Source organism: Oscillospiraceae bacterium NTUH-002-81 (assembly GCA_032620915.1).
Classification (GTDB): Bacteria; Bacillota; Clostridia; order Lachnospirales; family Lachnospiraceae; genus JAGTTR01.
In genome coordinates, this window is sequence record CP136052.1 from 489,069 (window position 1) to 515,308 (window position 26,240).

Sequence of the window (26,240 nt, forward strand, 5' to 3'; positions counted from 1 at the left end):
CAGAGGAGGCGTGGAAACATGAATTGGATTCAGGGAATACAGCGTGCCATCGACTACGTGGAGGCGCACATCACCGAAGAAATTGATTTTGAAGAAGTGGCGAAGCAGGCCTATTCCTCATCGTTTCATTTTCAGAGAGTCTTCGGGATCCTGTGCGGATTTTCACTGGGGGAGTATATCCGCATGCGCAGGCTTTCCCTTGCGGGGGAGGAGCTGTCCCGTGGGAATGCGAAGATCATTGATGCGGCGCTGAAATACGGCTACGATACGCCGGAGAGTTTTTCCCGTGCCTTTGCCCGGTTTCACGGCATTACGCCCAGCGAAGCCCGGCATGGTGGCAAGGTCAAAATATTCACGTCCCTGTCTGTTAAATTAACTTTCACAGGAGGCAGTAAAATGGATTACAGAATTGAAAAAAGAGAAGCGTTTCAGGTTGTGTGCAAAAGAAAGCGTGTGGGAAAGCCCCAGTCGGCCAATGCTACACCGGACATTACGGCCATGTGGCAGGAATTTGGCGCGGACGGAACCATGGGCAGACTGATCGCGTGCCTGCCTGAACATCCCGTGATGAAAGGGCTGTTGGGCATCTGTTTTTCCTCGGAGCTGAATGCAAAGCAGTTTCCCTACGGCATCGGCGTGGAGTATGACGGAAGACCCATCGACGATGATCTGGAGGTGGTGACGATCCCGGCCCATACCTATGCGGTATTTACCAGCAAAGGAAAAATGCCGGACGCCTTTATCGAGACATACCATCGTATTGTGACCGAGTTTTTCCCGCAAAGCGCCCAGTATGAATATGCGGAAAATGTGGAGTTTGAGGTGTATTCCTCGGCGGACATTTCGGATCCCGATTACCAGTGTGAAATCTGGATCGCAGTGAACGAAAAAGAGAAATAATCGGCCCTGAAATGGCATCCTGCAACACCCGGTTGACAAATTGACAGCCTTACATGGTGGCGGACAACCGAAAAAAGGCTTATGATAAGTGGGAAAAGAAACCTACGGAGGAAGCAGGATGATATTAGCAGATAAGATTATGGAAGAGAGAAAAAGAAACGGCTGGTCGCAGGAGGAGCTTGCGGAGAAGCTGGGGGTGTCCCGGCAGGCGGTTTCCAAATGGGAGAGTGCCGGTTCTAGCCCGGACTTGCAGAGGATCCTTCAAATGTCCCAGCTGTTTGGCGTCAGCACGGACTATCTTTTGAAAGACGAGATGGAACCCGACGGCGTTTATCAGGAAATAGAGCCGACCATGGAACGGCGGGAAACGGTTCCGGTGCGGAGTGTGTCCATGGAAGAGGCCAATGATTTCCTGGACAGGAAAAGGGAGGGAGCGCCACGGATCGCCAATGGCGTGTTTATGTGTATCGTCAGTCCGGCCCTTTTGATCCTTTTGAGCGGAATGGCAGACGACCGCAGATTTCATGTGACGGAAGCCTTTGCGGCAGGGCTGGGTCTGGTATTCCTGTTTGTGATGGTTGCCGTGGCGGTATTTTTGTTTATTACGTGCGGTATCCGGAAAAGCCAGATGGAATATCTGGAAAAAGAAGTTTTTGAAACAGAATATGGCGTCTCCGGCATGGTAAAAGAGAGAAGACGTTCCTATGAGCCTGTGTTTACGCGGGGGATCGCGGTGGGCGTCGGAATCTGTATCCTTTCTGTCGTGCCGCTGCTTCTGGCAGGGGTGGTGGATGCGCCGGACGCGGTCACCTGTGCGATGGTGAGCCTGTTACTGCTTCTGGTGGCGGCAGGCGTCAACATGATCGTGCGGGTGAGCATCATAAAGGGCAGCTACGACATGCTGCTGCAGGAAGGCGAATTCAGCAAAAAAGAAAAACAGGCGAAAACAAAGCTGGACACATTGTCCGGGGTATACTGGTGCCTGGCCACCGCCATTTATCTGGGCTGGAGCTTCTGGACCATGCGCTGGGACATCACGTGGATCCTGTGGCCGGTGGCGGGCGTGCTGTTCGCGGCGGTGTCTGGAACTGTGCGATTGGTCATCGGTGCGGACGGAGCGGATCAATAAATAGTTAGAAAGACATACATCCCAACCCCCTTGCATAGATTGTAAAAAACAAACTATGCAGGGGGATTTTTTTTGAAGGATTATATCGAGGAGCGAGCCGTTGAGATTGCGGAATATATAATAGAAAACAGTGCAACCGTGCGGCAGACGGCAAAAAAATTCGGAATCAGCAAGAGTACGGTACATAAAGATGTGACAGAACGGCTGAACCAGATCAATCCTGCGCTGGCGGGACAGGCGCGGCAGGTGCTTGACGTGAACAAATCGGAGCGTCACATTCGGGGAGGCATGGCAACACGGGAAAAATATTTGCATCAACATGAGGTAAAATAAGAAAAATGGCTTGACGCCAGGGCTGATATTTGCTATAATTTAATAGCTGTCAGATATGGCGACATAGCCAAGTGGTAAGGCGTGGGTCTGCAACACCCTGATCACCAGTTCAAATCTGGTTGTCGCCTCTTGAAAACCCCGATAAAATCGGGGTTTTTTTTGTACTTAAAATGTATGTAAGTGTATGTAAGCCTCAACCAAGGGCTTTTTTTATTGTCTGCTATCTGAAACGGGCTGTCAACAGAAATGTCCGTCATCCTGCGTGACAACCTTCCAAGTCATTGACAATGACTTGCATTTCCTTTCTTTTGTCCTTCAAAATGTTATTCTATTTATAGAAACTTTTTGACAAAAGAAGGGAGATAGAGTTATGGAAAGTGGAAAGAAAGGATTTTTCCGAAAAGAAAATGCTTCCGCCATCGTTCTGATCATCTGCCTGCTTCTGATGGTGATTTCATCGGCGGTGGGGCATAACATTCAGACCAGCGGAGGTTCTGTGAAAACCGAAAACCTTACATTTGTGACAGATACAGGTGCGACCAGCCATGCGAAGCTGTATGTGCCGGAGACGGCAACTGCGGACAACCCGGCACCGGCGATCCTGCTCTGCCATGGGTATACGGCATCGCTGGATGCCATGGAGCCCAATGCCATTGAGCTGTCCCGTCGGGGCTATGTTGTCATGGCACTTGACATGTACGGCCACGGGGAAAGCACCCTGCCGCCGGATGGATATAAGCAGGCGGAGATGGGAAATGTGGAGAACTATGCTCCGGATCTGGGAAGCTACAGTGCGCTGCAGAAGTTTGCGGAGTATGATTTCGTGGATCTGACAAAGATCGGTATGCTGGGACATTCCATGGGAACGGCGGCGATCCAGGAGGGCGCCTATCTTGCCTATGCAAAATGGCAGGCTGCCTATACTGCGGCGCTGACAGAGGCACAGGCAGCCGGGCAGGATGATGCTACAGCAGCTGCGACTGCGTATACGGCGGCTATGGGATCCGGGATCGTGCTTCCCAGTTCCATGGTGCTGACCGGTTACAATTATAATATCCGCAACAGCCAGGATCTGACGTACATCGGCGTCACAGAGGACAATGGTGTATTTCCTCTGTATGCAGCACCGGTGAATATCTGTACCATCGAGGGTGATTATGATGAGTTCTCCGGTCTTCTGTGGGGCATTGATGATGCCAGCCAGTACACCAAGAGCTTTAAGTTCAAGCTTGGCGTAGGCGGCGCCAGCGATGTTCCTTCCGGCACTTATTTTATGTACGGCGATGCTTCCGCCACGCCGCTGAGCCGCGAGGATGCGATCACGGCAGCTGCTTCTGCAGCGGCGACCATGCAGCCGATCCGTGCGGCCTATACGTTTGACGGCACCCATTCGGATACATACTATGACGAGACTGCCATCAGCTATGGCATTGATTTCTTCGATATTACGCTGCGGGGCGGCGAGGAAAGCATTCCGGTAACCGAGCAGAACTGGCATGGGCGTGCAGCCTGCGGTCTGATCGGCCTGCTGTCCGCACTGGTGGGATTTGCGGCAATGGCACTGACACTGCTGCGGGTACCGTTCTTTGCCGGTATTGTGCAGAAGGAGCTTCCGTCTGTCAGCACGGTCAAAGATACGGCAAGCGCTGTAAAATATGCAATCCTTTACATCGTATTCCTGCTTCCGGCACCGCTTCTGTACTATTGGCTGGTGGGATATCCGTATTATATGCAGCCCCAGTGGTTCAAGTTCCTGACAAAATTCATGCCCAACAGCTTTTTCAATATGGCACCGATGAACTCCCTCATGCTGTTTAACGGCGTGGTCGGCGTGATTTTCCTTGTGCTGTATGTGCTGGTGTTCTTCCTGTTTGCGAAAAAGGCCGGTTACACCGTGGAAAACACAGGACTGAAGCTTCCGGTTGTAAATGTGTTGAAGAGCCTGCTTTTGGCAGTGGTATCCTTCGGCCTGATCTATGTGGTGATTTACCTTTGCTCCGGCATTTCCGGAACAGAGTTTTCCTTCTTCAAATACAACATCATGCCGATGGACGGCGCACACTGGGTGGCTTTCCTGAAATACCTGCCAGTGTTCCTGCTGTTTTTCCTGCTGGTCAGCGTGTTCTACAATTCTCTGACCCGTATTGATAACGCACCGGCGTGGCTGAACTACATTCTGATCGCGGTATCTTCCTGCGGCGGTCTGGCTGTGATGTTTGCCTATGACTATGGAAAACTGTTCGCAACGGGAACGAGAGGCATCAAATACATTCCGGGCACTACATCTGCGGCGTGGCTTTCTGCTGTGGGCATGTCCTTCCCGACCGCGCTGGCAGGCATCATGCTGTTCGGTCTGCTGTTTATCCTTCCGATCACAGCAGTGATCAGCCGGGTTTGCTATAAGAAAACCGGTTCCGCATGGCTGGGCGGGTTCCTGACAGCCTTTGTGGCACTGGCATTTACCATCTCCCATATGGTAACTTCTATTATGTAACCGCCGGGAAAAATATGACATATATTAAACTGTACCTGAATAATAGAAGGGAAGGAATGCTATGGCAAGATTTACCAATCAGGCACAGTTGAAATATGGAAATGCTGTGACGAATTCAAATATTGCAGTGGGTGAGATCCTGGAAGTACTGTCGGCTTCCAAGACGGCCGTGCGGGATACCTACGGGCAGAACGACAGCGTGACGTATCTCATTGCGTTGGTCAATTCCGGGACTGTACCGGTGACCGGGCTTACCCTCACCGATGATCTGGGGACTTACGCCTTTGGCCAGGAGACACTGACGCCCCTGACGTATGTGGCCGGAACGGTCACCTATTATATCAACGGCACCAAACAGGCCGCGCCCACAGCTGTGGCCGGGCCGCCGCTGGTGATCAGCGGAATCTCGGTACCGGCAGGCGGCAATACGGTCATCGCCTATGAGGCGGAGGTGAACCGCTATGCACCGCTGGACCTGGAATCCAATATTACCAACACGGCGGTGATCAGCGGCAACGGGATCACACCGATTTCCGTGAATGAAACGGTCAATGCCCGGGTGGAACCAATTCTGACGATCACAAAATCCATCAGCCCGGTGCCGGTAACGGAAAACGGAACGCTGACGTATACGTTCCTGATCCAGAACTCCGGCAACGCGGCGGCAGATGCAGCGTCCGCTGCGGTGATCGTGGATACGTTTGATCCTAGGCTTTCCAACCTGTCGGTGTCCTTCAACGGCACCGCATGGACAGAGGCGGAAAATTACACCTATGATGAGACGACAGGACTGTTTTCCACAACGGCGGGGCAGGTGACCGTACCGGCAGGCACATTCGTACAGGATCCGAATACCGGAGAATGGACTGTGACGCCGGGCATCAGCACGCTGGTGGTGACAGGAACGATATAATGAGCGCAAAAGAAAAGGAAGCGACGTCGAAGACGGCATTTACTTTTCTTGCGCCATTAACGAAGGTTCCGCCTGCGATAGCAGGCAGTAGAGCGCGATAGCGCGGGGAACCTGAGTCTGAAAGGCGAATAACTTTTTGGGACAGCCGGGCTTATGTCTGGCTGTCCTTTTCATTGTCCTGCATCGGAAAGAAACTATCATTTGAAAGCCTGTTTTTATACTGGTACGAAATCAGTTTCCGTGCAGATGCCGTTGATGACAGAATCCGTGGTTCGTCGCCCATGGTAATGGTCGCATACAAGTATACGAGTCTAGGGTCTTGAAAAAATGCTGCTCTGTGCGTAAAATACAGGATATGCAGAGCTTTCATCAGGAGGACGGAAGAAAAATGGAGACGATCACAGTAAGAAAATATACAAGGGATGACGTGGCAGCCATGGTGCGCATCTGGAATGAAGTGGTGGAGGAAGGCGTGGCATTTCCCCAGGAGGAGCTTCTGGATGAGACAAGCGGCGCACAGTTTTTTGCAGATCAGACCTGGTGCGCAGTGGCGGAGGACGAGAAGAGTATGGTGTGCGGCCTGTATATTTTACACCCGAATAATATCGGACGTTGCGGCCATATCAGCAATGCCAGCTACGCAGTGGCATCGGCGTGCAGAGGGCTGCATATCGGTGAAAAACTGGTCAGCGACTGTATCCGGCAGGCCGGTGCCTGCGGTTTTCGGGTGCTGCAGTTCAATGCGGTGGTGGCAACGAATATTCACGCCAGACATCTGTACGAGCGGCTGGGCTTTCAGCAGCTGGGTGTGATCCCGGGCGGTTTTCGCATGAAGGACGGACATTACGAGGATATCTGCCCGTATTATAGAGAGGTCTGATGGAAAAGATCACCGGGAGAGCTGCAAGTGCATCCAGGCGTACAGATAGAAAAAGTCCGGTGGAAGAGGTGGCAGGGAAAGAAACAATGGAAAAGTGCCAGAAAACAGCGGCAGTGGTTGCAGGAATGCCCGGAAAATGGTACGATACCCCTATCAGAGTATGTATCTTTAAGGGGGATCAACGTGAAAGAGAAGGTATTATTTGTGAACGCTTGCGTGCGGGCGGAGTCCCGGACACTGGGGCTGGCACGCTATTTTCTGGGGAAGCTTTCGGACGTGGAAGTAGAAGAGCTGCGTCTGGATGAGGCAGGCCTTGTGCCCATGAGTGAGGAAGCGCTGGCGAAGCGGGATCAGGCCGGACAGACCGGTGATTTTTCTGATCCGGCATACGCACCGGCGAGAGCGCTGAAGGACGCGGATACGGTTGTCATTGCGGCACCGTACTGGGATCTGTCTTTCCCGGCATCGCTGAAAATTTTCATCGAAAATGTGCTGGTGACAGGGCTGGTGTTCGCCTATGGTGCAGACAGTATTCCGCACACGTTGTGCAAAATGAAGCGCGTGGTGTATCTGACCACTTCCGGCGGCTACATTGGTGACATGAACACCGGCGAGGTGTATATCCGTCAGCTGTGTAAAAACTTTCTGGGAGATCCGCAGGTGGATGTGGTATCTGCGGAAGGTCTGGATATCTGGGGAAATGATGTGGAAGGCATTCTGGCATCTGCCCGGGAAAAAATTGACGCACTTTTTTAGAAAATGCTTTTGTGAAAAAGAATCCCTCCGGGGCCATCTGAAAAGAGATGATTCCGGGGGGATTTTTTTATATGATTTTATATGATAAGAAATTACGGCAGGAAATCTTCTCTCACCGGGGTGAAGAATTCCAGCCACTCGGCATCTTCCTCGATGGAAGTGAAGGTGTGCGGGACATTGGCGTCGATCTGCACCGTATCACCGGCCTGGATCATCTGCTCTTCCTCCCCGCAGAGGAACACGCCCTTGCCTTTGATCATGTAGACAACCTGCAGGTGCGGATGGCTGTGCGCCGGAGCGGCAGCGCCCTTTTTGCCGGTCATGTAATTGACGGTGTAGCCGTTTTCTCCCTCGCAGTAAGCCAGGAGCTGGCGGGTGACAGCGGGGCCCATCTGGGCGGCGGGTACATTTTTGCACGGATTTAATTTCATAGTCAGACATCTCCTTTTGTGTCGTTTGCTTCTTGTTGATAAGAAGTATACCATTTCATTTTTTGTCTGTAAATATCTTGACAGATGGGAAAAAAGTGAGTATGATAAAAATTATTTTAAAGATTTAACGCGACAAAGCGTTGAATGGACAAAGAAAAATGGAGGAGCGCAGGATCACAACGCTGATGATCACCCACAATATGGCAAGCAGCCTTCGGCTGGGCAACCGCACGATCCTGATAGACAGCGGCAGTGTGGCCATTGACCTGAAAGGGGAAGAGCGGGAGCACATGGATGTGGAAGGGCTTCTGCGACTGTATCATAAGATCAAAGGGCAGGAATTTGACAATGATCGGATCCTGCTTGCAAACTAGAAAACGGTCATGTCATAATCATAAACCAGAAACAGAAAAAGCTGTATCGGATAAAACGCTATGGTGTGTATAGGCGAATGTATCCGGTGCAGCTTTTCTGATTGTTGTACCTGTATGTTTTCCGTCAGAACTGTTTGTCCCAGGGGATGATTTTTCCTGCCTGTCTTGTTTCCTTCATATCAATGAGCCGCTGGTTGGAGGAACCGCGGAACCGCAGAGTGATGTCCTTCTGCGCCGCTATGAAGGGGCCGTCCACCAGCACGTCGATGAGGGAAAGCATTTCTTCGGTAGCTTCGCAGAAATAGTGACCGTCGGGGATCAGATCCCGATCCAGGACGGCGCCGGTGTAGCACCAGATATCCTTGCCGGGAAATGCTTTTTTCACCCGGCGCAGGAAGGGCAGCAGTGCCCGCTGGTTGGAGATCTCGAAGGGATCGCCGCCCAGCAGCGTCAGGCCGTTGACAAATCCGGGAGCCAGCGCTTCCAGCAGCTCTTCCTCCGTTTGGGCGGTGAAGGGCTGGCCGTAGGAGAAATCCCAGGTCTCGCTGTTGAAGCAGTCCTGGCACCGGTGGGAGCACCCGGATACAAACAGGGATACCCGGACGCCGAAGCCGTTGGCAATGTCTGTTTTCTTGATCTCTCCGTAGTTCATAAAATTTCCCCCTCCCTTGTTCCTTCCGATGCAGAACCCTGTCCATATATTTATACCTTCTTGTTGAGGTACTTTTTTATAAATGTAACACGCGCTCTTTGATCTCCTGGGTACGGCCCTGGTTCCAGAACTGGGTGCCGATGTAGCCGCAGGTACGGCGTGCCACGTTCATCTTGTCCTGATCCTCGTTTCCACACTGGGGGCAGTGCCAGATAAGCTTGCTGTCCCGCTCGATGATCTGGATCTCACCCTCGTAACCGCATTCCTGGCAGTAGTCGCTCTTGGTGTTCAGCTCCGCATACATGATGTTGTCATAGATGAAGCGGATGATCTGCAGAACGGCCTCCAGGTTGTCCTGCATGTTCGGTACCTCCACGTAGCTGATGGCGCCGCCGGTGGATAATGCCTGGAACTGGGACTCGAATTTCAGCTTGTCAAAGGCATTGATCTTTTCGGTAACGTGTACGTGGTAGCTGTTGGTGATGTAGCCCTTGTCTGTCACGCCCTCGATGATGCCGAACCGGCGCTGCAGGCATTTGGCAAATTTATAGGTGGTGGACTCCAGCGGTGTACCGTACAGGCCGAAACCGATGGATGTTTCTGCTTTCCATTTTTCACATGCTTCGTTCATGTGCTTCATGATCTCCAGGGCAAACGGGGTTGCGGTGGGATCGGTGTGGGATTTGCCCGTCATATAGCGGACGCACTCGCACAGGCCTGCGTAGCCAAGGGAGATGGTGGAATAGCCGCCCACCAGCAGCTTGTCGATGGTCTCGCCCTTTTTCAGGCGGGCGCAGGCGCCGTACTGCCACAGGATCGGCGCTGCATCGGACAGCGTGCCCATGAGACGGTTGTGGCGGCACATGAGAGCCCGGTAGCACAGATCCAGACGCTCATCAAAAATTTTCCAGAAGCGCTCGATATTACCGCTGGAGGAAAGGGCCACGTCTACCAGGTTCAGGGTAACGACGCCCTGGTTGAACCGACCGTAGAACTTGTAGTTGCCGTTCTCATCCTTCCACGGACTTAAGGCGCTGCGGCAGCCCATCACCGGGAAGCAGTTGCCTTCCTTTAATTCCTTCATTTTCTTCTCGGAAATGTAGTCAGGAACAAGACGGCGAGCGGTGCAGCGGGCAGCCAGCTCTGTCAGGTAATAGTATGGAGAATCGGTGTGGATATTATCCTCTTCCAGCACATAAATGAGCTTCGGGAAAGCCGGTGTCACCCACACGCCTTTTTTCGTTCTTGACGCCCTGATATCTCTGGCGGAGCACTTCTTCGATGATCATGGCCAGATCCTTCTTCTCCTGCTCGTTCTTGGCCTCGCTCAGATACATGAAGACCGTGACGAAGGGTGCCTGACCGTTGGTGGTCAGCAGGGTAACGACCTGATACTGGATCGTCTGGACGCCGCGCTGGATCTCTTCCTTCAGGCGGGTCTCCACCAGCTCTGCTGCGGTAGCCTCCTCCACAGGAACACCGAGAAGCTCCAGCTCCCGGTTTACCTGTCTGCGGATCTTTTCACGGCTCACCTGTACAAAGGGTGCCAGATGGGCAAGGGAAATGGACTGGCCGCCGTACTGGTTGGATGCCACCTGGGCGATGATCTGGGTCGCAATGTTGCAGGCCGTGGAAAAGCTGTGGGGACGCTCGATGAGGGTGCCGGTGATGACCGTACCGTTCTGGAGCATGTCCTCCAGGTTGACCAGGTCGCAGTTATGCATATGCTGTGCAAAATAATCGCTGTCGTGGAAATGGATGATACCTTCGTTGTGTGCGTCAACGATATCCTGGGGCAGCAGCATACGCTCAGTGAGATCCTTGGAAACCTCTCCGGCCATGTAGTCACGCTGGGTGGAGTTCACCACAGGGTTCTTGTTGGAGTTCTCCTGTTTGGCCTCCTCGTTGTTGCACTCGATCAGGCTTAAAATCTTGTCGTCAGTGGTGTTGGACTGACGGACCAGGGTACGGATGTAGCGGTAGGTGATGTAGTTCTTGGCTACCTCAAAGGCACCGTGAGCCATGATATGATGCTCTACCATATCCTGTACTTCTTCCACACTGGGGGAACGGCGAAGTTCCTCGCAGCTTAACACCACGCTCTCGGCAATTCTCTGAATCTGGCGTTCGGTCAGACGGTCAGCCTCTGCCACCGTGCTGTTCGCTTTGCTGATCGCCACGATGATCTTTGTTATATCGAATACGGTCTCAGAACCATTTCTCTTAATAATCTTCATTCTCGTTCCCTCCACAATATTTTGGTGTGTATTGATTATTATATACTATATATTGAAAATGACATGTTGCAGATGCAACAAAAAACAGATTTCGTCATTATGCACAGTGCGGGCTGTTTTTTGCAGGAAAAAACCCGACCTGTCCAGAATAACAGAAACTGCGGTCGGGTTCAAGGGGGATTACAATCCTTTAAAGATTCAGAATTGATTACAAATTTTTAGAAAATCCATCCCAGGATATTGGAAAGGGCGGAGCTGAAAATAATCAGCAAAATGACGAAAAGTACACTGGTGCCGCCTGCTTTGCCAAGATTTTCTCTGGCTTCGTAGTTGGGCTGAGAAAGGTTGGCAAGGCCGGCCTTCGTCAGCTCCTGTTTCACATATTCCCAGTAGAGCACGTTGCCCTGGCGTCCCAGATAGACGAAATAAAAAACATACAGGGCAATGGTGTACAGGCCGCGTAAGGGCAGGGCGAACATGTTGAAAAAGGAATTCAGCAGGGAAACGATGACCACCAGTGCCAGCGCGGGCTTCCACATTTTGCGGTAGATCATCCAGGAGGCGCTGAACAGGGCGCTGCACCAGTTGTAAGGCTTCTGCCCTCTGGTGATGCAGTGGAACCGTTCCAGATATTTATCCGCATTGTTCCCCACAAAAGCGCGGACATCGTCCTCAAAAAAGCCCTCAATCCGGCGGGGCTCCGACGGATTGGCCCAGTTGTCGAAAGAGCCGCTGCCCTGGGTGGAATTGCTGCCGGTATCGTCGTAGTAGTTGTAGTTATCGCAATTGTCGCTCATAACTTCCTCCTTTGGGAAAGAAAATATTTTGTACCTAAAAATAATTATAGAACGTGATGGTAGCTTTGTCTACAGTTCACTCGCACCATTCGCAAAATCACATCTTCGATACAAATCAGAAACATTTGGGGGATAAATTTAAAAAGTAATTTAAAAACTATGCAACGATTTCTTAAAATAAAACATCTATTATATTATAGAGAGTAAATTGCCGGACGTGCGGGGCGGGGATATCCCGGGGGCACCCCGAAGAAAACGGTGGCAATGGGCGAAAAGAAGGGTACCTGAAAGAAAAAGGGGAAGAGAACGTGTTGGATCTGATCTGCCGGCTGGGCTGGGCCGGGATGGTAAATGTGGTGGTCATTGCCATTATCGTGTATGTGATACGGGCGGTGTTTGTATTATGGAAGAAGAAAAGTTGTCCGGGTATCTGGGGGCTGGTGTTTGCGGCGGCGCTCTGTCCGGTGGAATTTCCCGGCATTCCGTGCAGCGGTTATGTGGTGGAGGCACTGATCGGCTCTTCCATGAAGTTCTATTTTTTTCTGGTGTGGGAGGGCGTTGCGGTGGCCCTTCTGCTGTGGGGCTTCTTGGCGTGCCGCCGGATCAAATGGCATACCCTGGATGGTGCAGAGCTGGAAGAGGGCGTGTTTGTCATGAAGGGCCTGAAACGGGCCCGTGTGTGCGGCTTCTGGCATCCGGTGATCTATGTGCCGGATAATCTGTCACCGCAGGTACAGACGGAAGTCATCGCCCGCAAGAAGAAAGCTATCGCCTCGGGGGCACATCGGATCTTTGTATTTGGCTGTATCGTCACCTGCCTGTACTGGTTCCACCCGATCCTCTGGTTCAGTCTGTACTATATGAAGCACGATATGAATCGGCTGTAAATGTGAAAAAACTGGGAATTCTTTATAAACATCCCCATTTGAGAATCAAATCATGATATAATGTGCGCAGGGAAAAACAAGCGGCTGCGTTAGCAGACATTTGTTTTTCGCAAGCCATTAACGAAGGTTCCGCCTGCGATAGCAGGCAATGGAGCGCGACAGCGCGGGGAACCTGAGTTGAAATCGAACGAACCGCCTGCGACAGCAGGCAGTAGAGCACGATAGTGCGAGTTCGTGAGATTAAGTGTAAAGCCATTAACGAACGAATTAGTTTATATTTATAACAGGAGGGGATGAAATGAATCTTCTTTTTTTCCTCACACCCAAGAGTGAGGTGCTCTATGTGGACAGCCATGATACGGTGCGTCAGGTGATGGAGCGAATGGAATACCATACCTATCAGGCGATTCCGATGATCGATTCTTACGGCCACTATGTGGGAACGATCACAGAGGGAGATATTTTGTGGTGGATCAAGGACGATCTGCCTTTTGATATGAAGAAAGCGGAGACAGAATATATCGGGGATATTCCGCGCAAACGGGAAAATCTGCCGGTGAGCATCCAGTCGGATATGGAAGACCTTATGTCCAAGGCGGTGAACCAGAACTTTGTCCCGGTGGTGGACGACAAGGATATTTTTATCGGCATTATCACGCGAAAAGATATCATTCAGTATCTGGATCGGCAGAGACGACAGGCCGATGCAGGTGAGAACCGGCAGGTGTATGGGCGGGTCGATGCGGGTGAGAACCGACAGGTGTATGGGCAGGCCGATGTGGGTGAGAATCGGCAGGTGTATGGGCAGCCGGGGATGGATGAGAACGGGAACGCACAGGAGCTGACCATATGAAAGTGATCCTTGCGGCGGTCAATGCCAAGTACATCCACTCGAATCTGGCAGTATTCAGTCTCCGGGCGTATGCCGTCCAGCACGGACAGGAGGCGGAGATTGCCGAGTATACGATCAATCATCAGCCAGAGCATATCCTGATGGATCTCTATAAGAGAAAACCGGATGTTCTGGCTTTTTCCTGCTATATATGGAATTTCGAGATGATTCTGGAGCTGGCGGAGGAGTTTTCCCTTCTGTGTCCGGAGACGGACATCTGGCTGGGCGGCCCGGAGGTGTCTTGGCATGCGAAGAAGCTGCTGGAGCGACATCCATTCCTGCGTGGGATCATGCGGGGCGAGGGAGAGGAGACGTTCCTGGAGTTGCTGGAATATTACCGTGGAAAACGGCAGACGCTGGAGGAGATCCGGGGGCTGACATTTCGACAGGCGATGTTAGATCGGAGTCTGCCATCCATGGAGTTGCAGCATCAGACTGACGAGATGCAGATGGTCAGGCAACCGGAGTCTCAGAAGTCAGTGAGCGGGCAGGAAGAAACGGTACATGTGAAGCTTCAGGAACAGATGGAAGGGGAGCAAGTCATCAGACAATCGGCGTCGATGGAGCAACCGGCAATGGTGGAAATTTCCTGGAAATCGCAGGAATCTGTTGTGACAGAGACACACGACCGCGGCCTGCTTCCGCTGGATGCGGTGCCTTTTATTTATGAAGATCTGCAGCAGTTTGAGAACCGCATCCTCTATTATGAGACGAGCCGGGGCTGCCCGTTTTCCTGCTCCTACTGCCTGTCATCCATTGACAAACGGGTGCGTCTGCGCAGCTTTGACAAGGTGCGCGGGGAGCTGGATTTTTTTCTGGAGCATCGGGTGCCTCAGGTGAAGTTCGTGGATCGGACGTTTAACTGTAATAAGAAGCACAGCCGGCAGATCTGGTCTTATATTACGGAACACGACAACGGTGTGACGAATTTTCATTTTGAAATATCGGCGGATCTGCTGGAAGAGGAAGATCTGGCGCTGTTTCGCCGGATGCGGCCGGGGCTCATCCAGCTGGAGATCGGTGTGCAGTCTACCAACCCGGATACGATCCGGAAAATTCACCGGACGATGGATCTGCATAAACTGCGGGAACGGGTGAACGCCGTGCATGCGCTGCACAACATTCACCAGCATCTGGATTTGATCGCAGGGCTGCCGGATGAGGACTATGAAAGCTTCCGCCGTTCCTATGGCGATGTGTATGCCATGGAACCGGAACAGCTGCAGCTGGGATTTCTGAAGGTGCTGAAGGGTTCTGCCATGGAGGAAGAGGCGGCAGATTACGGGGTCGTATACCGCAGAAAGCCGCCCTATGAGGTGCTGTACACCAGAGATCTTCCTTATGCGGATATGATCCGGCTGAAAGCGGTGGAGGAGATGACGGAGGTCTACTACAACAGCGGGCAGTTTGTGCACACCCTGCGGCAGCTGGCGAAGGAATTTGACAATCCCTTTGACCTGTATGCGGCGTTGGGGGATTATTATGAGAACCATGGTCTTTCTGCAATCAGCCATACCCGGATCCGACGGTATGATATTTTGCTGGATTTCATCCGGGAGCGGTTTGCCGGGGATGCACAGAAGATTGATTTTTACCGGGAGCTGTTGACGTTGGATCTGTACCTGCGGGAAAATGTAAAAAGCCGTCCTGTCTGGGCGAGGGATCTGTCCCCGTACAAAGAGGCGTCTGCAGCCTTTTACAAAAAAGAGGATCAAGAGCGGAAGTACCTGAAAGACTACGAGGGATTCCATGCCGGGCAGCTGGCGCGGATGACACACATAGAGGTATTTACATATCCGGTAGTAGCATTAGAAGATAGCACTTGGGTTTCAGATACAAAACAGACAACAGGAATGCATGTGGCAATGCCAGGGAACGGCTGTTATCCGGTATTATTCGACTACCGTAGCCGCAGCCCACTGACCGGAGAGGCAGTCATATACATACTGACGAAGGAGGACGGCTATGGAGACGTATATAGCGATTGACCTGGAGACGACGGGCTTGAGTCCCAAGCTGGATCGCATTGTGGAGATCGGCGCGGTGCGGGTGGAGGACGGCCAGATCACCGATGAACTGAAATTGTTCGTGGATCCGGGGCGGGAACTTCCGGCACGGATCACGGAGCTTACCGGCATCACCCAGGATATGCTGAAAGATGCGGTGAGCCAGGAGACAGCCATCCGCCAGGTGACGGATTTCTGCGAGGATCTGGTGCTGCTGGGTCACAATATTTTGTTTGATTACAGTTTTCTGAAACGGAGTGCGGTGAACCATGGCCTTCCCTTCGTGCATCAGGGCATCGACACGCTGAAGCTGGCGCGGCATTTTCTGCCGGATGCCGAGAGCCGCAGGCTGGAAGACCTGTGTACCTATTACCATATTGAGACGGCGCATCATCACCGGGCGGTGGACGATGCCATCGCGGCCAAATGCCTGTATGACTGCCTGCGGGGACAATTTCTGGAAGGGCATGAGGCCTATTTTGCCCCGGGAGAACTGATTTATGAAGTAAAGAGAGAAAATCCGGCTACCGCAGCACAAAAACGGTACTTGAATGATTTGATAAAATATCATAAAATAGCAATAGACTATGCCGTGGATCAGCTGACGAAGAATGAAGCGTCACGCAAGATCGACCAGATTCTGCTGACATACGGGCGGATCCGGTAGCATTTCGCGGCAGGAGGCGGATCCTGCAGTGCAGGATGTCTGAAAAGAAGGTGAACAGATGAATTTTTATAATCCGAAGAATCGCAGAGTCATTTCTGCGGTGATCATTGCCATACTGGTTGTCAGCATGGTGCTGTCTGTGGTGCTTGGTTCCCTGTAGGCAGCGGGAGAAGGAGGAGTAACGGATGATGAGAAATAAATTTTGGGCGGCAGCGGCGCTGGCCATCGCCATTGGGACGTTTGCGGGCAACGGCGTGGTACATGCGGAGAGCATGCCGAAGGATACAGTGGCGGAGGGCGTGTTTATCGAGCAGCTGGATCTGTCGGGGATGACCATTTCCGAGGCCATTGATGCCGTGGACGACTATATTGCAGGAAAGACGGCAAGTAAGATCCGTCTGAATATCAATGACAACTGGGTGGAAGTGACTGCCGGGGACATGGGACTGTCCTGCGGTAACGCCGAAGTGGTAGAGGAAGCCTTTGAGTACGGCAAGGAGGGCAATATCGTCCAGCGCTACAAGACCATGAAGGATCTGCAACAGGAGCCGTATACCTTTGACCTGGAATTTGGCATTGACGAGGAGAAGATTCGTTCGATCATCGAAGAAAAATGTACCGTGTACGATGTGGCAGCGCAGGATGCCACGGTGACGAGAAGCGGCAGCAGCTTTGAGATCACCCCCGGCGTCACCGGCGTCAAGCTGGACGTGGATGCATCTGTACAGACGGTGATCGATTATATGAAAAATGACTGGGATGGCTCTGATGCGTCCATTGATCTTGTCTGCGAGCTGGATCAGCCCAGAGGCAGCGAGGAAGATTTTGCAAAAGTAAAAGATATACTGGGTACCTTTACCACCAGCTATTCCTCTTCCGGTGCCAACCGTTCCAAGAATGTGGCTAACGGCGTGGAGAAGATCAACGGAACGATCCTGTATCCCGGAGAGACCATGTCTGTGTACGCCCTGACCAATCCGTTTACGGAGGCCAACGGCTATGCCACAGCTACTGCCTATGAGAACGGCATGGAGGTGGACAGCGTGGGCGGCGGTATCTGCCAGGTATCCACAACGCTGTACAATGCGGCGCTGAATGCGGAGCTGGAGATCGTGGAGCGCTCCAACCATTCCATGATCGTCGGCTATGTGAAGCCTTCCATGGATGCGGCCATCGCGGGCACCTACAAGGATCTGAAGATCAAGAACAATACCGATGCACCGATTTATATAGAAGGAAAGACCGCCAACAAGACGGCGACCTTTACCATTTACGGACATGAGACGAGAGACACGGTCAACCGGAAGGTGACCTATGAGAGTGAAGTGCTGGAGCAGACAACAGCGGAGCCGAATCTGAAATATGTGGGCGACAACACGAAGCCCATCGGCTACAAGGCCATCACTCAGAAGGCCCATACCGGTTACAAGGCACAGCTGTGGAAGGTTGTGACGGTGAACGGCGTGCAGGAGAGCCGGGAGGTCATCAACAAGAGCACATACAATGCGGCACCCGCGTACTGTACGGTAGGCACATACTGGGCAGATCCCAATGCGACAGCGGCAGTGAATGCGGCCATTGCGACACAGGACGGTCCCACCATTGATGCGACCATTGCCCCGTATGCAGCGGAGTTGGCGGCAGCAGCAGGACAATAAGAGCGAGACGGATCATGATGGAGTCTGTGTAACCATGCACAGGCTTCATCATTCTTTGCATCCTGCCGGGACTGTGCGGCAGGCTTTGCATATGAGCTGGAAACAGCAGACGGAGGAATGGGATGAAGATAGGAAAAATACCGGAAAGTGTGCTGAAACGGTCGGTGTTCAAGCAGATCCGCACGAAGCGCCCGGAGGTGCTGGTGGGCGCTGGCGTGGGGGAAGACTGTGCCGTGATGAAGCTGGCGGAGGATGAAGTGTTTGTGCTGTCCACAGACCCCATCACGGGAACGGCCAAGGATATGGGCGAGCTGGCGGTACATGTGACGGCCAACGATCTGGCCAGTGCAGGGGCAGAGCCTGTGGGCATGCTTCTGACGGTGCTTTTGCCGGAATCGGTGGAGGAAGCGGACATTCGGAACATGATGGAGGAAGTGGAAAACGCCTGTCATCAGCTGAACATTCAGGTGATGGGCGGACACACCGAGGTGACCCGGGCGGTGAACCAGCCGCTGATCAGCGTCACCGGCGTGGGAAAGGCGAAGGCTGACAGGATCATCACCACGTCCGGTGCCAGACCCGGCCAGGATGTGGTCATCACCAAGTGGATCGGTATCGAGGGGCACATCCATCATTGCCAAAGAAAAAGAAGAAGAACTGCTGAAACGGTTCCCGGCTTCTTTCCTGGAAGCGGCGAAAGAAATGAGCAATCTGCTGTCTGTGGTGCCGGAGGGCCGGATCGCGGCGCAGATGGGCGCAACGGCCATGCACGATGTGACAGAAGGCGGCATTTACGGGGCTCTGTGGGAGATGGCGGAGGCTTCCGGCGTGGGGCTGGAGATCGATCTGAAAGCTATCCCCATCCGACAGGAGACGGTGGAACTGTGTGAGGTCATGGGGCTGAACCCGTACTACCTGATTTCCAGCGGCAGCATGCTGATCGCCACGGATCACGGGCATGATCTGGTGCGGGAATTGCAGAAAGCGGGTATTCATGCGTCCGTGGCAGGCAAGGTGACCAGGGGCAATGACCGGGTGGTGTTAAATGGCGAGGACCGGGCGTTCCTGGAGCGGCCAAGAACCGACGAACTGTACAAGATTTATGAAGCGTGATATCGAAAATGTGATTTTATATCATAGTTTAGAAAAAATAGGAGGAAAACAACGTGAATAACGAGATTATGCGGGAAGAGATCCTGACTTTTATCGAGAAAAACAGCCGTGTGGATCTGAAAGAGCTGGCGATCATTGTGGGAACCGATGAGGTGACCGTGGCCAATGAGATGGCAGCCATGGAAAAGGAGCGGATCATCTGCGGCTATCATACACTGATCGACTGGGACAAGACCAGCATGGAGAAGGTGACAGCGCTCATCGAGGTGCGCGTGACACCCCAGCGTGGCGAGGGCTTTGATAAGATCGCTGAGCGCATTTACAACTATCCGGAAGTACGTTCCGTGTATCTGATCTCCGGTGCGTATGACCTGATGGTCATTCTGGAGGGCAAGACGCTGCGCGGCGTGTCCATGTTCGTGGCAGAGAAGCTGTCTACTCTCGATCAGGTGGTGGGAACCGCAACCCACTTTATTCTGAAAAAATACAAAGATCATGGAACGGTCCTCGGACAGGCCAAGACCGATGAAAGGATGGTAATTACACCGTGAGAAATCCATTAGCAGATAAAGTAGTAGAAATACAGCCGTCAGGCATCCGGAAATTTTTTGATGTGGTAAGCGAGATGCCGGACGCTATTTCCCTTGGTGTGGGTGAGCCGGACTTCGATACGCCGTGGCACATCCGGGACGAGGGCATCTATTCCCTGGAGCAGGGCAGAACGTTCTACACCTCCAATTCCGGTCTGAAGGAGCTGAAGGTGGAGATCGCCAATTATCTGAAACGGAGAATGGCCTGTTCCTACGACCCCAACAGCGAAGTAATGGTAACGGTGGGCGGCAGTGAGGCCATTGATATGGCGCTTCGTGCCATGTTAAATCCCGGGGATGAGGTGCTGATCCCGCAGCCCAGCTATGTATCCTACCTGCCGTGCACCGTGCTGGCGGATGGTGTGCCGGTGATCATTGAACTGAAAGCGGAGAACGAGTTCCGTCTGACGAAGCAGGAGCTGCTGGATGCCATCACCGACAAGACCAAGGTGCTGATCCTTCCCTTCCCCAACAACCCCACGGGTGCCATCATGGAGAAGGAAGACCTGGAAGCCATCGCAGAGGTCATCCGGGAGAAGGATATTTTTGTCATTTCCGATGAGATTTACGCAGAGCTGACCTACAAGGGAGACCCAGTGACCATCGCCTCCCTGCCGGGCATGAAGGAGCGGACGATCCTGATCAACGGATTTTCCAAGGCCTATGCCATGACCGGCTGGCGTCTGGGCTATGCCTGCGGCCCGAAGGAAATTATTTCCCAGATGGTAAAGATCCATCAGTTTGCCATCATGTGTGCGCCGACCACCAGCCAGTATGCCGCTGTGGAAGCGCTGAAAAACGGAGATGCGGACGTGGAGGAGATGCGTACCGCGTACAACCAGCGCCGCCGTTATCTGATGCATGCCTTTGAAGAAATGGGACTGGAATGCTTTGAACCCTACGGTGCGTTCTATGTGTTCCCCTGCATCAAGGAATTCGGCATGACTTCCGATGAGTTTGCCACCCGTTTCCTGGAGCAGGAGAAGGTGGCCGTCGTTCCGGGCACGGCGTTCGGTGCCTGTGGTGAGGGTTATCTGCGAATTTCCTATGCGTATTCGCTGGAAAATCTGAAGATAGCTATGGAAAAACTGAAGCATTTCATTGACAATCTGAGAAAACGGTAATCCGGGAGGCACATCATGGCGAAGCTGAACATCGTGTTATTTGAGCCGGAGATTCCGTCCAACACCGGCAATATCGGCCGTACCTGTGTTGCCACCGGCAGCCGCCTGCACCTCATTGAGCCGCTGGGCTTCAAGCTGAATGAGAAAGCGCTGAAACGGGCCGGGATGGATTACTGGAAAGACCTGGATGTGACGACCTACATCAATTACGAGGACTTTCTGGAGAAAAATCCGGGGGCTAAGATCTACATGGCGTCCACGAAAGCCCCCAATCTGTACACGGAAGTGGACTACGAGCCGGACTGCTATATCATGTTCGGCAAGGAGAGCGGCGGTATCCCGGAGGAAATCCTGCTGGAGCATCAGGAGACAGCCATCCGCATTCCCATGCTGCCGGATACCCGATCGCTGAATCTGGCGAATTCCGTGGCCATCGTGCTGTACGAAGCGCTGCGGCATAACCAGTTTGAACAGATGCAGCTGGGCGGACATCTGACAAAATATGACTGGAAGTAGGGAAAAACAGGGAGTACGCAAATCGCGTTACTCCCTGTTTTTGGCCTTCGGCAGCGAGAAGAGAAATTCGGTTCCCACACCCTCGGTGCTGATGACGTTGATATTTTCGTTGTGTGCCTGAATGATCTCCTTGACGATGGAGAGCCCCAGACCGGTGCCTTTCTTGTCCCGGCCCCTGGAGACATCGGTCTTGTAAAAACGGTCCCAGATCTTGGGGATGCTGTCCCGGGGGATACCGATGCCGCTGTCCTTGACGGAAACAAACACCTTCTCGTTTTTCTCTGTGGTTTCCACGTAAATCTCCGAATTGTGATGACTGAATTTTACCGCATTGTCTATGAGGTTGTACAGCACCTGCTGGATCTTTCCCATATCCGCATGAACGAACAGAGGCCCTTCGGGAAATACCAGCTCAATGGATATCCGCCGTTCCGTGCAGATGCCTTCGAAGGAGGCGGCTGTTTTTTTGATGATCTCATGGATATCAAAGTCCGTCTTGTCCAGATGAGAGGCTTTCGTGTCGTAGCTGTTCAGCGTCAGCAGTCCGCTGGTCAGTTTATTCAACCGGTCGGTTTCAAACAGAACGATGTTCAGGTATTTTTCCTGGAGCTCCGGCGGGATAGTGCCGTCCAGCATGGCCTCCACATAGCCCTTGATGGACGTCAGCGGAGAGCGGAAATCGTGGGAAACGTTGGCAATGAATTTCTTCTGGTATTCATCGGTGCTGCCCACGCCTGCCGCCATATAGTTCAGGGAGGCGCAGAGCCGTCCCAGCTCATCGTTGGAATCCACAGGCAGCTTGTATTTGAAATTGCCGGTGGTATATTCTGCCACGGCTTGGTTGATTTTCCGTAAGGGGCGGAAGATGGCCAGGTGGAAAAACAGCAGAAAGACGAGAGAAAGGCCGTAGATCACCAGAAAACAGATATAGGTGACGGTGAGCAGCCGGTCTGCCTCTTTTAGCAGATTTTTGTATGGCGTGTGGATGAGCACGTAGGCGTTGGTGCTGAAATTGGAAGAAATCGGGGACAGCACGGTGAGCACGTCGTAAGGGTACTGGCCGTAATAGTCGCCGATGCAGTAGTATTGTTTTCCCATATCGGTGGGGTCAAAATCTTCCACAACCGACGGTTCATCTGTGAGAAGGGAAATCTCGGACTGCACCAGGATCCGGCCCTTGCGGTCGATGATCCAGATGTTGGAATCCAGATAAATGTCGATGGCGTCCAGCTGTGCCTGCACATCCCGGAGGGTGATCTGGTTTTGGGCGTACTGCACCGCATAGTTGGAGGCGATATAGTTGGCTTCCTTGTACAGCTTTTCGGCAGTTTCCTTCACCACGTGCTGCTGGGCCAGATAAGAACCCAGGGAGGCGATGGACAGGAAGCTCACCAGACCGAACACTAGATACAGAAAAATCATTTTTATATAGAGGGTATTTTTCATCTGCTTATCCCTTTACTTCGAATTTGTAACCGATGCCCCAGACGGTGCTGATGCTCCAGTCCTGATGATCCTTGATCTTTTCTCGGAGGCGCTTGATGTGGACATCCACGGTCCGTGTATCGCCGATGTATTCATAGCCCCAGATGTGATCCAGCAGCTGCTCTCTTGTAAATACCTGATTGGGGGAGGATGCCAGGAAATAGAGAAGTTCCAGTTCCTTGGGCGGCATTTCCACCGGATGCCCCATATAGAGGACAGAGTAGTTGGTCAGGTTGATAGTGAGATCAGGATACTCTACGAATTTGCCTGTCTGGGTAGGCGCGGCCGCCGGGCGGGCTGGCTGGTACCGGCGCAGCACGGCTTTTACCCGGGCCACCAGCTCCTTCGTGTCAAAGGGTTTGATCATGTAATCGTCGGCGCCCAGCTCCAGTCCCAGCACCTTGTCAAAGGTCTCGCCCTTGGCGGACAGCATGATGATGGGTACCTGGCTTTTGGAGCGGAGCTCCCGGCAGACCTGATAGCCGTCCATGCCGGGCAGCATCAGATCCAGCAGTACCAGATTCGGTGCAAAGCTTTCAAAGGTCTCCAGCGCTTCCTCGCCGTCGTAGGCAATCTGGGTGTCGTAGCACTCTTTGTTCAGGTAGAGGGAGATCAGCTCTGCGATATTCACGTCGTCATCTACAATTAAAATTTTCTGTTTGGATGCCATGTTGGTCCTTTCTATTTATTGGAAGATCATAAGTTCAGGAGCGCTATTCGCAAAATTGCACTGTTGTGCTTTTCGCTATATTAACAGTCATAAGTTCAGCCGCGCCATTCGCAAAATCGCATCTACGATGCTTTTCGCTGCTTCGCAGCTGATTTTTGCTCATTACGTGGCGCTCCGTCGATGATTCTGCAGAGCCGGATTTTTCTGCAAGCAGAAAATCCAGCCTCTTGGAATCATCACTGAACTTATGACTTAAAGTCTACGATCGTAACCCCGGCGTCGCCTTCTCCGAAGGTGCCCAGCCGGAAGGATTTCACATATTTCTGTCGGCGCAGGTAGTTGTGTACGGCGGTGCGTAGGGCACCGGTGCCTTTGCCGTGGACAATGCGCACCTGGGGGATGTGGGCCAGGTAGGCGTCATCCAGATATTTGTCCAGCTCGGCCAGTGCTTCATCTACGGTCTTACCCAGGAGCATGAGCTCCGGGCTGACGGTAAGGGACTTGGACATTTTCAGCTTGCTGCTGCCAGTGCGCCGGTTGTTGGACGGGGCAGGTGCTGCTTCCTGAATGAGCACCAGATCGGAAATATTCACCTGGGAGCGGAGAATGCCCATCTGCACGTACAGATCGCCCTTGGCGTTGGGCAGGGTACTGACAGTGCCGTTGAGGTTCATGCTCAGTACCCGCACGGAATCGCCGATCTTGAAATCCGAAGGCTTGTTGGCCTTGCGGGGCTTCATTTCTTTCTGGTTGGTCATGCGCTTTTCCACGCCGGACATTTTTTCCCGGAGGCGGCTTCTCTCGGCCTCCATCTGCCGGGAATCGATGGCCTCCTTGCCGAATTTGCGGAAATCCCGGATGGTCTGGTCTGCGTATTCCTTGGCCTCCCGGAGAATGGCGTGGGCCTGCTCGTTGGCTTCCTTGAGGATCCGGTCTTTCTGCTGATCCATCCGTTCCTGCTTCTGTTCCAGTTTCTTTTTCAGAGATTCGATTTCCTGCTTGTACTGGGAAATCTCCAGCTGTTCCTTCTCGATGGTCTTGCGGCTGATCTCCAGGTCGGCCAGCAGATCTTCGAAGCTCTCATCCGTCTCGGTGAGATGGACTTTGGCTTCCTCGATGATGGAATCGGGCAGTCCCAGCTTGCTGGAAATGGCGAAAGCGTTACTCTTGCCCGGGATGCCGATGAGCAGCCGGTAGGTGGGCCGCAGGGATTCCACGTCAAATTCGCAGCAGGCGTTTTCTACCTGTGGTGTGGACAGGGCGAACACCTTCAACTCACTGTAGTGGGTGGTGGCCATGGTGCGGATACCCTGGCTGTGGAGCCGGGACAGGATGGCGATGGCCAGCGCTGCGCCCTCGTTGGGGTCGGTGCCGGCGGCCAGTTCGTCGAAGAGCACCAGGGAATTGCGGTCCGCTTTTTTCAAAATATCGACAATCTTCGTCATGTGGGACGAGAACGTACTTAAGGACTGCTCGATGCTCTGCTCGTCGCCGATGTCGGCGTAAACCTCTTTGAAAAGGGCCAGTTCTGACCGGTCAAGGGCGGGAATGTGAAGTCCGGCCTCGCCCATCAGCGTCAGTAGGCCGATGGTTTTCAGGGAAACGGTCTTACCGCCGGTGTTGGGGCCGGTGACGATGAGCAGGTCAAAATCTTTTCCCAGCTCCAGATCCACGGGAACGGCCTTTTTTGGATCCAGCAGCGGGTGACGGCCCTTGCGGATGCGGATGCGCCCCTCGGTGTTGAAAATCGGGGCGGTGGCGTTCTGGGATCTGGCCAGCGCCGCTTTTGCAAAAATAAAATCCAGCTGGGTCAGCATGGTGTAATCGTCGTAGATCATGGCGGCGGACTGGGCTGCCGTTTCTGACAGGGAAGCCAGGATGGCCTGAATCTCTTCCTGTTCCTTCATGGCCAGCTCTTTCAGGTCATTGTTCAGCTTGACGATGGCCATAGGCTCCACGAACAGGGTGGAACCGGTGGAGGACTGGTCGTGGATCATGCCCGGTACCTGGCTCTTGTACTCGGCTTTTACCGGGATGCAGTAACGGCCGCTGCGCATGGTGATGACGGCGTCCTGCAGATACGTCCGACAGGAACCGTTGACCATGGAAACGAGCTGGCTGTGGATCCGGTCATTGACGGCGTTCATCTGCCGCCGGAGGGACTTTAACTTGGTGCTGGCATCGTCACTGATCTCCTCCTCGGAGAGAATGCAGCGGCGGATCTCGGAGGACAGGGGTGTCAGGGGCTCCAGCATGGAAAAATAGGGATCCAGGCTGTCGGTCATATCCTGGGCGGTATCCCTGCGGCCGTAATTTTTGATGCGGCCGGCGGTCTCCAGCAGGGAGCAGATGGACAGAAGCTCCGAGGCATTTAGCGTGCCGCCGATCTCCAGCCGTTTGACGGAGGCCCGGACATCGTGGATGCCATAAAAGGAAGCGCTGCCCTTGCGGATGCTCCGGGAAAAGGCGTCCCGGGTGTGCTGCTGTGCGGTTTCGATATCGGAAAGATTGTCGTAGGGAACCAGCGCCCGGCACAGCGCTTTGCCGCCAGTGGAGGACGCATATTCCGTTAGACGATCAATGATCTTGTTGTATTCCAGTGTTTTTAAAGCTTTTTCATTCATAAATTCTCCTCCCGGACAGCCGGTGGCCGCCGGATAAAAATGTATTTACTATCTTTTTATTATACCTTATAATAAAATAAGTGCAAACCTGTAAATTGAAAACAGAGGTATT

General features: G+C 52.9%; 21 protein-coding genes, 1 tRNA gene and 3 pseudogenes. 18 read left to right on the forward strand and 7 right to left on the reverse strand.

The features are described from left to right. Positions 1–18: 18 nt before the first annotated feature. The 8 genes from RJD28_02340 to RJD28_02375 all read left to right on the forward strand — a co-directional run bounded on the left by RJD28_02340 (position 19) and on the right by RJD28_02375 (position 7,405). A complete protein-coding gene (locus RJD28_02340) occupies positions 19–900 on the forward strand; it encodes an AraC family transcriptional regulator (protein ID WNV58408.1) in 882 nt (293 codons plus the stop codon). 118 nt (positions 901–1,018) lie between these two features. Next, entirely contained in the window at positions 1,019–2,029 is a 1,011-nt protein-coding gene (locus tag RJD28_02345) for a helix-turn-helix transcriptional regulator (GenBank protein WNV58409.1), read from the forward strand. Between the two features lie 72 nt (positions 2,030–2,101). Beyond that, entirely contained in the window at positions 2,102–2,362 is a 261-nt protein-coding gene (gene spoIIID, locus RJD28_02350; protein WNV58410.1) for a sporulation transcriptional regulator SpoIIID, read from the forward strand. A gap of 57 nt (positions 2,363–2,419) precedes the next feature. Further along, positions 2,420–2,490, forward strand: a tRNA-Cys gene (locus RJD28_02355). A 242-nt stretch (positions 2,491–2,732) separates the two neighbouring features. Beyond that, on the forward strand, positions 2,733–4,856 hold the full coding sequence (locus RJD28_02360) for an alpha/beta fold hydrolase (protein WNV58411.1): 2,124 nt from the start codon (positions 2,733–2,735) through the stop codon (positions 4,854–4,856). Between the two features lie 61 nt (positions 4,857–4,917). Further along, positions 4,918–5,769 (forward strand): hypothetical protein, encoded by an 852-nt coding sequence (locus RJD28_02365; GenBank protein ID WNV58412.1) that lies wholly within the window; start codon positions 4,918–4,920, stop codon positions 5,767–5,769. 388 nt (positions 5,770–6,157) lie between these two features. Beyond that, positions 6,158–6,649, forward strand: coding sequence for an N-acetyltransferase (locus tag RJD28_02370; GenBank protein WNV58413.1), 492 nt, complete (start codon positions 6,158–6,160; stop codon positions 6,647–6,649). A 183-nt stretch (positions 6,650–6,832) separates the two neighbouring features. Then, on the forward strand, positions 6,833–7,405 hold the full coding sequence (locus RJD28_02375; protein ID WNV58414.1) for an NAD(P)H-dependent oxidoreductase: 573 nt from the start codon (positions 6,833–6,835) through the stop codon (positions 7,403–7,405). A gap of 92 nt (positions 7,406–7,497) precedes the next feature. On the opposite strand, the gene RJD28_02380 is transcribed toward RJD28_02375, so the two are convergent. After that, entirely contained in the window at positions 7,498–7,836 is a 339-nt protein-coding gene (locus RJD28_02380; GenBank protein ID WNV58415.1) for a cupin domain-containing protein, read from the reverse strand. Between the two features lie 158 nt (positions 7,837–7,994). Between RJD28_02380 and RJD28_02385 the strand changes: the two genes are divergently transcribed. Next, the gene (locus RJD28_02385; protein ID WNV58416.1) at positions 7,995–8,210 is read left to right on the forward strand and encodes a hypothetical protein; all 216 of its coding nucleotides are present in this window, start codon (positions 7,995–7,997) and stop codon (positions 8,208–8,210) included. 124 nt (positions 8,211–8,334) lie between these two features. Here the strand turns inward: RJD28_02385 and nrdG are convergent, their stop codons facing one another. The 3 genes and pseudogenes from nrdG to RJD28_02400 form a co-directional block, all read right to left on the reverse strand. Then, positions 8,335–8,862: an anaerobic ribonucleoside-triphosphate reductase activating protein gene (nrdG, locus tag RJD28_02390; GenBank protein ID WNV58417.1), complete on the reverse strand. Its 528-nt coding sequence runs from the start codon at positions 8,860–8,862 to the stop codon at positions 8,335–8,337. A 76-nt stretch (positions 8,863–8,938) separates the two neighbouring features. After that, a pseudogene (gene nrdD, locus RJD28_02395) lies at positions 8,939–11,099 on the reverse strand (anaerobic ribonucleoside-triphosphate reductase). 218 nt (positions 11,100–11,317) lie between these two features. Beyond that, positions 11,318–11,896: a DUF2628 domain-containing protein gene (locus tag RJD28_02400; GenBank protein WNV58418.1), complete on the reverse strand. Its 579-nt coding sequence runs from the start codon at positions 11,894–11,896 to the stop codon at positions 11,318–11,320. A 308-nt stretch (positions 11,897–12,204) separates the two neighbouring features. Between RJD28_02400 and RJD28_02405 the strand changes: the two genes are divergently transcribed. The 9 genes and pseudogenes from RJD28_02405 to RJD28_02445 all read left to right on the forward strand — a co-directional run bounded on the left by RJD28_02405 (position 12,205) and on the right by RJD28_02445 (position 21,349). Next, entirely contained in the window at positions 12,205–12,783 is a 579-nt protein-coding gene (locus tag RJD28_02405; protein WNV58419.1) for a hypothetical protein, read from the forward strand. A gap of 298 nt (positions 12,784–13,081) precedes the next feature. Next, positions 13,082–13,462 (forward strand): annotated as a pseudogene (locus tag RJD28_02410) (CBS domain-containing protein). Between the two features lie 170 nt (positions 13,463–13,632). Further along, entirely contained in the window at positions 13,633–15,663 is a 2,031-nt protein-coding gene (locus RJD28_02415) for a B12-binding domain-containing radical SAM protein (GenBank protein WNV58420.1), read from the forward strand. Then, positions 15,641–16,348, forward strand: coding sequence for an exonuclease domain-containing protein (locus RJD28_02420; protein ID WNV58421.1), 708 nt, complete (start codon positions 15,641–15,643; stop codon positions 16,346–16,348). The genes RJD28_02415 and RJD28_02420 overlap by 23 nt, the downstream gene beginning before the upstream one ends. A gap of 185 nt (positions 16,349–16,533) precedes the next feature. Continuing rightward, complete coding sequence (locus RJD28_02425) at positions 16,534–18,006, forward strand: VanW family protein (protein WNV58422.1); 1,473 nt, start codon at positions 16,534–16,536, stop codon at positions 18,004–18,006. A 122-nt stretch (positions 18,007–18,128) separates the two neighbouring features. Continuing rightward, positions 18,129–19,119, forward strand: a pseudogene (locus RJD28_02430) (AIR synthase family protein). Between the two features lie 68 nt (positions 19,120–19,187). Further along, on the forward strand, positions 19,188–19,670 hold the full coding sequence (locus RJD28_02435; GenBank protein WNV59541.1) for an Lrp/AsnC family transcriptional regulator: 483 nt from the start codon (positions 19,188–19,190) through the stop codon (positions 19,668–19,670). Next, positions 19,667–20,833: an aminotransferase class I/II-fold pyridoxal phosphate-dependent enzyme gene (locus tag RJD28_02440; GenBank protein ID WNV58423.1), complete on the forward strand. Its 1,167-nt coding sequence runs from the start codon at positions 19,667–19,669 to the stop codon at positions 20,831–20,833. The genes RJD28_02435 and RJD28_02440 overlap by 4 nt, the downstream gene beginning before the upstream one ends. Before the next feature lie 15 nt (positions 20,834–20,848). Then, positions 20,849–21,349, forward strand: a complete 501-nt coding sequence (locus tag RJD28_02445) for a tRNA (cytidine(34)-2'-O)-methyltransferase (GenBank protein ID WNV58424.1) — start codon at positions 20,849–20,851, stop codon at positions 21,347–21,349. 27 nt (positions 21,350–21,376) lie between these two features. Here the strand turns inward: RJD28_02445 and RJD28_02450 are convergent, their stop codons facing one another. The 3 genes from RJD28_02450 to RJD28_02460 all read right to left on the reverse strand — a co-directional run bounded on the left by RJD28_02450 (position 21,377) and on the right by RJD28_02460 (position 26,128). Continuing rightward, the gene (locus tag RJD28_02450) at positions 21,377–22,795 is read right to left on the reverse strand and encodes an ATP-binding protein (GenBank protein ID WNV58425.1); all 1,419 of its coding nucleotides are present in this window, start codon (positions 22,793–22,795) and stop codon (positions 21,377–21,379) included. A 4-nt stretch (positions 22,796–22,799) separates the two neighbouring features. Beyond that, positions 22,800–23,504 carry a response regulator transcription factor gene (locus RJD28_02455; protein ID WNV58426.1) on the reverse strand — a complete coding sequence of 235 codons (705 nt, stop codon included), beginning with the start codon at positions 23,502–23,504 and terminating at the stop codon, positions 22,800–22,802. Between the two features lie 245 nt (positions 23,505–23,749). After that, complete coding sequence (locus tag RJD28_02460; GenBank protein WNV58427.1) at positions 23,750–26,128, reverse strand: endonuclease MutS2; 2,379 nt, start codon at positions 26,126–26,128, stop codon at positions 23,750–23,752. Between the last annotated feature and the right edge of the window lie 112 nt (positions 26,129–26,240).

Bases quoted from the DNA above. Each gene is read 5' to 3' on its own strand.
- RJD28_02340 (WNV58408.1), top strand. From the start codon at position 19: ATGAATTGGATTCAGGGAATACAGCGTGCCATCGACTACGTGGAGGCG.
- RJD28_02345 (WNV58409.1), top strand. From the start codon at position 1,019: ATGATATTAGCAGATAAGATTATGGAAGAGAGAAAAAGAAACGGCTGG.
- RJD28_02370 (WNV58413.1), top strand. From the start codon at position 6,158: ATGGAGACGATCACAGTAAGAAAATATACAAGGGATGACGTGGCAGCC.
- RJD28_02400 (WNV58418.1), bottom strand. From the start codon at position 11,896: ATGAGCGACAATTGCGATAACTACAACTACTACGACGATACCGGCAGC.
- RJD28_02455 (WNV58426.1), bottom strand. From the start codon at position 23,504: ATGGCATCCAAACAGAAAATTTTAATTGTAGATGACGACGTGAATATC.
- RJD28_02435 (WNV59541.1), top strand. From the start codon at position 19,188: ATGCGGGAAGAGATCCTGACTTTTATCGAGAAAAACAGCCGTGTGGAT.
- RJD28_02365 (WNV58412.1), top strand. From the start codon at position 4,918: ATGGCAAGATTTACCAATCAGGCACAGTTGAAATATGGAAATGCTGTG.
- RJD28_02450 (WNV58425.1), bottom strand. From the start codon at position 22,795: ATGAAAAATACCCTCTATATAAAAATGATTTTTCTGTATCTAGTGTTC.
- RJD28_02420 (WNV58421.1), top strand. From the start codon at position 15,641: ATGGAGACGTATATAGCGATTGACCTGGAGACGACGGGCTTGAGTCCC.
- RJD28_02385 (WNV58416.1), top strand. From the start codon at position 7,995: ATGGAGGAGCGCAGGATCACAACGCTGATGATCACCCACAATATGGCA.
- nrdG (WNV58417.1), bottom strand. From the start codon at position 8,862: ATGAACTACGGAGAGATCAAGAAAACAGACATTGCCAACGGCTTCGGC.
- RJD28_02445 (WNV58424.1), top strand. From the start codon at position 20,849: ATGGCGAAGCTGAACATCGTGTTATTTGAGCCGGAGATTCCGTCCAAC.
- RJD28_02360 (WNV58411.1), top strand. From the start codon at position 2,733: ATGGAAAGTGGAAAGAAAGGATTTTTCCGAAAAGAAAATGCTTCCGCC.
- RJD28_02415 (WNV58420.1), top strand. From the start codon at position 13,633: ATGAAAGTGATCCTTGCGGCGGTCAATGCCAAGTACATCCACTCGAAT.
- RJD28_02380 (WNV58415.1), bottom strand. From the start codon at position 7,836: ATGAAATTAAATCCGTGCAAAAATGTACCCGCCGCCCAGATGGGCCCC.
- RJD28_02460 (WNV58427.1), bottom strand. From the start codon at position 26,128: ATGAATGAAAAAGCTTTAAAAACACTGGAATACAACAAGATCATTGAT.
- RJD28_02425 (WNV58422.1), top strand. From the start codon at position 16,534: ATGATGAGAAATAAATTTTGGGCGGCAGCGGCGCTGGCCATCGCCATT.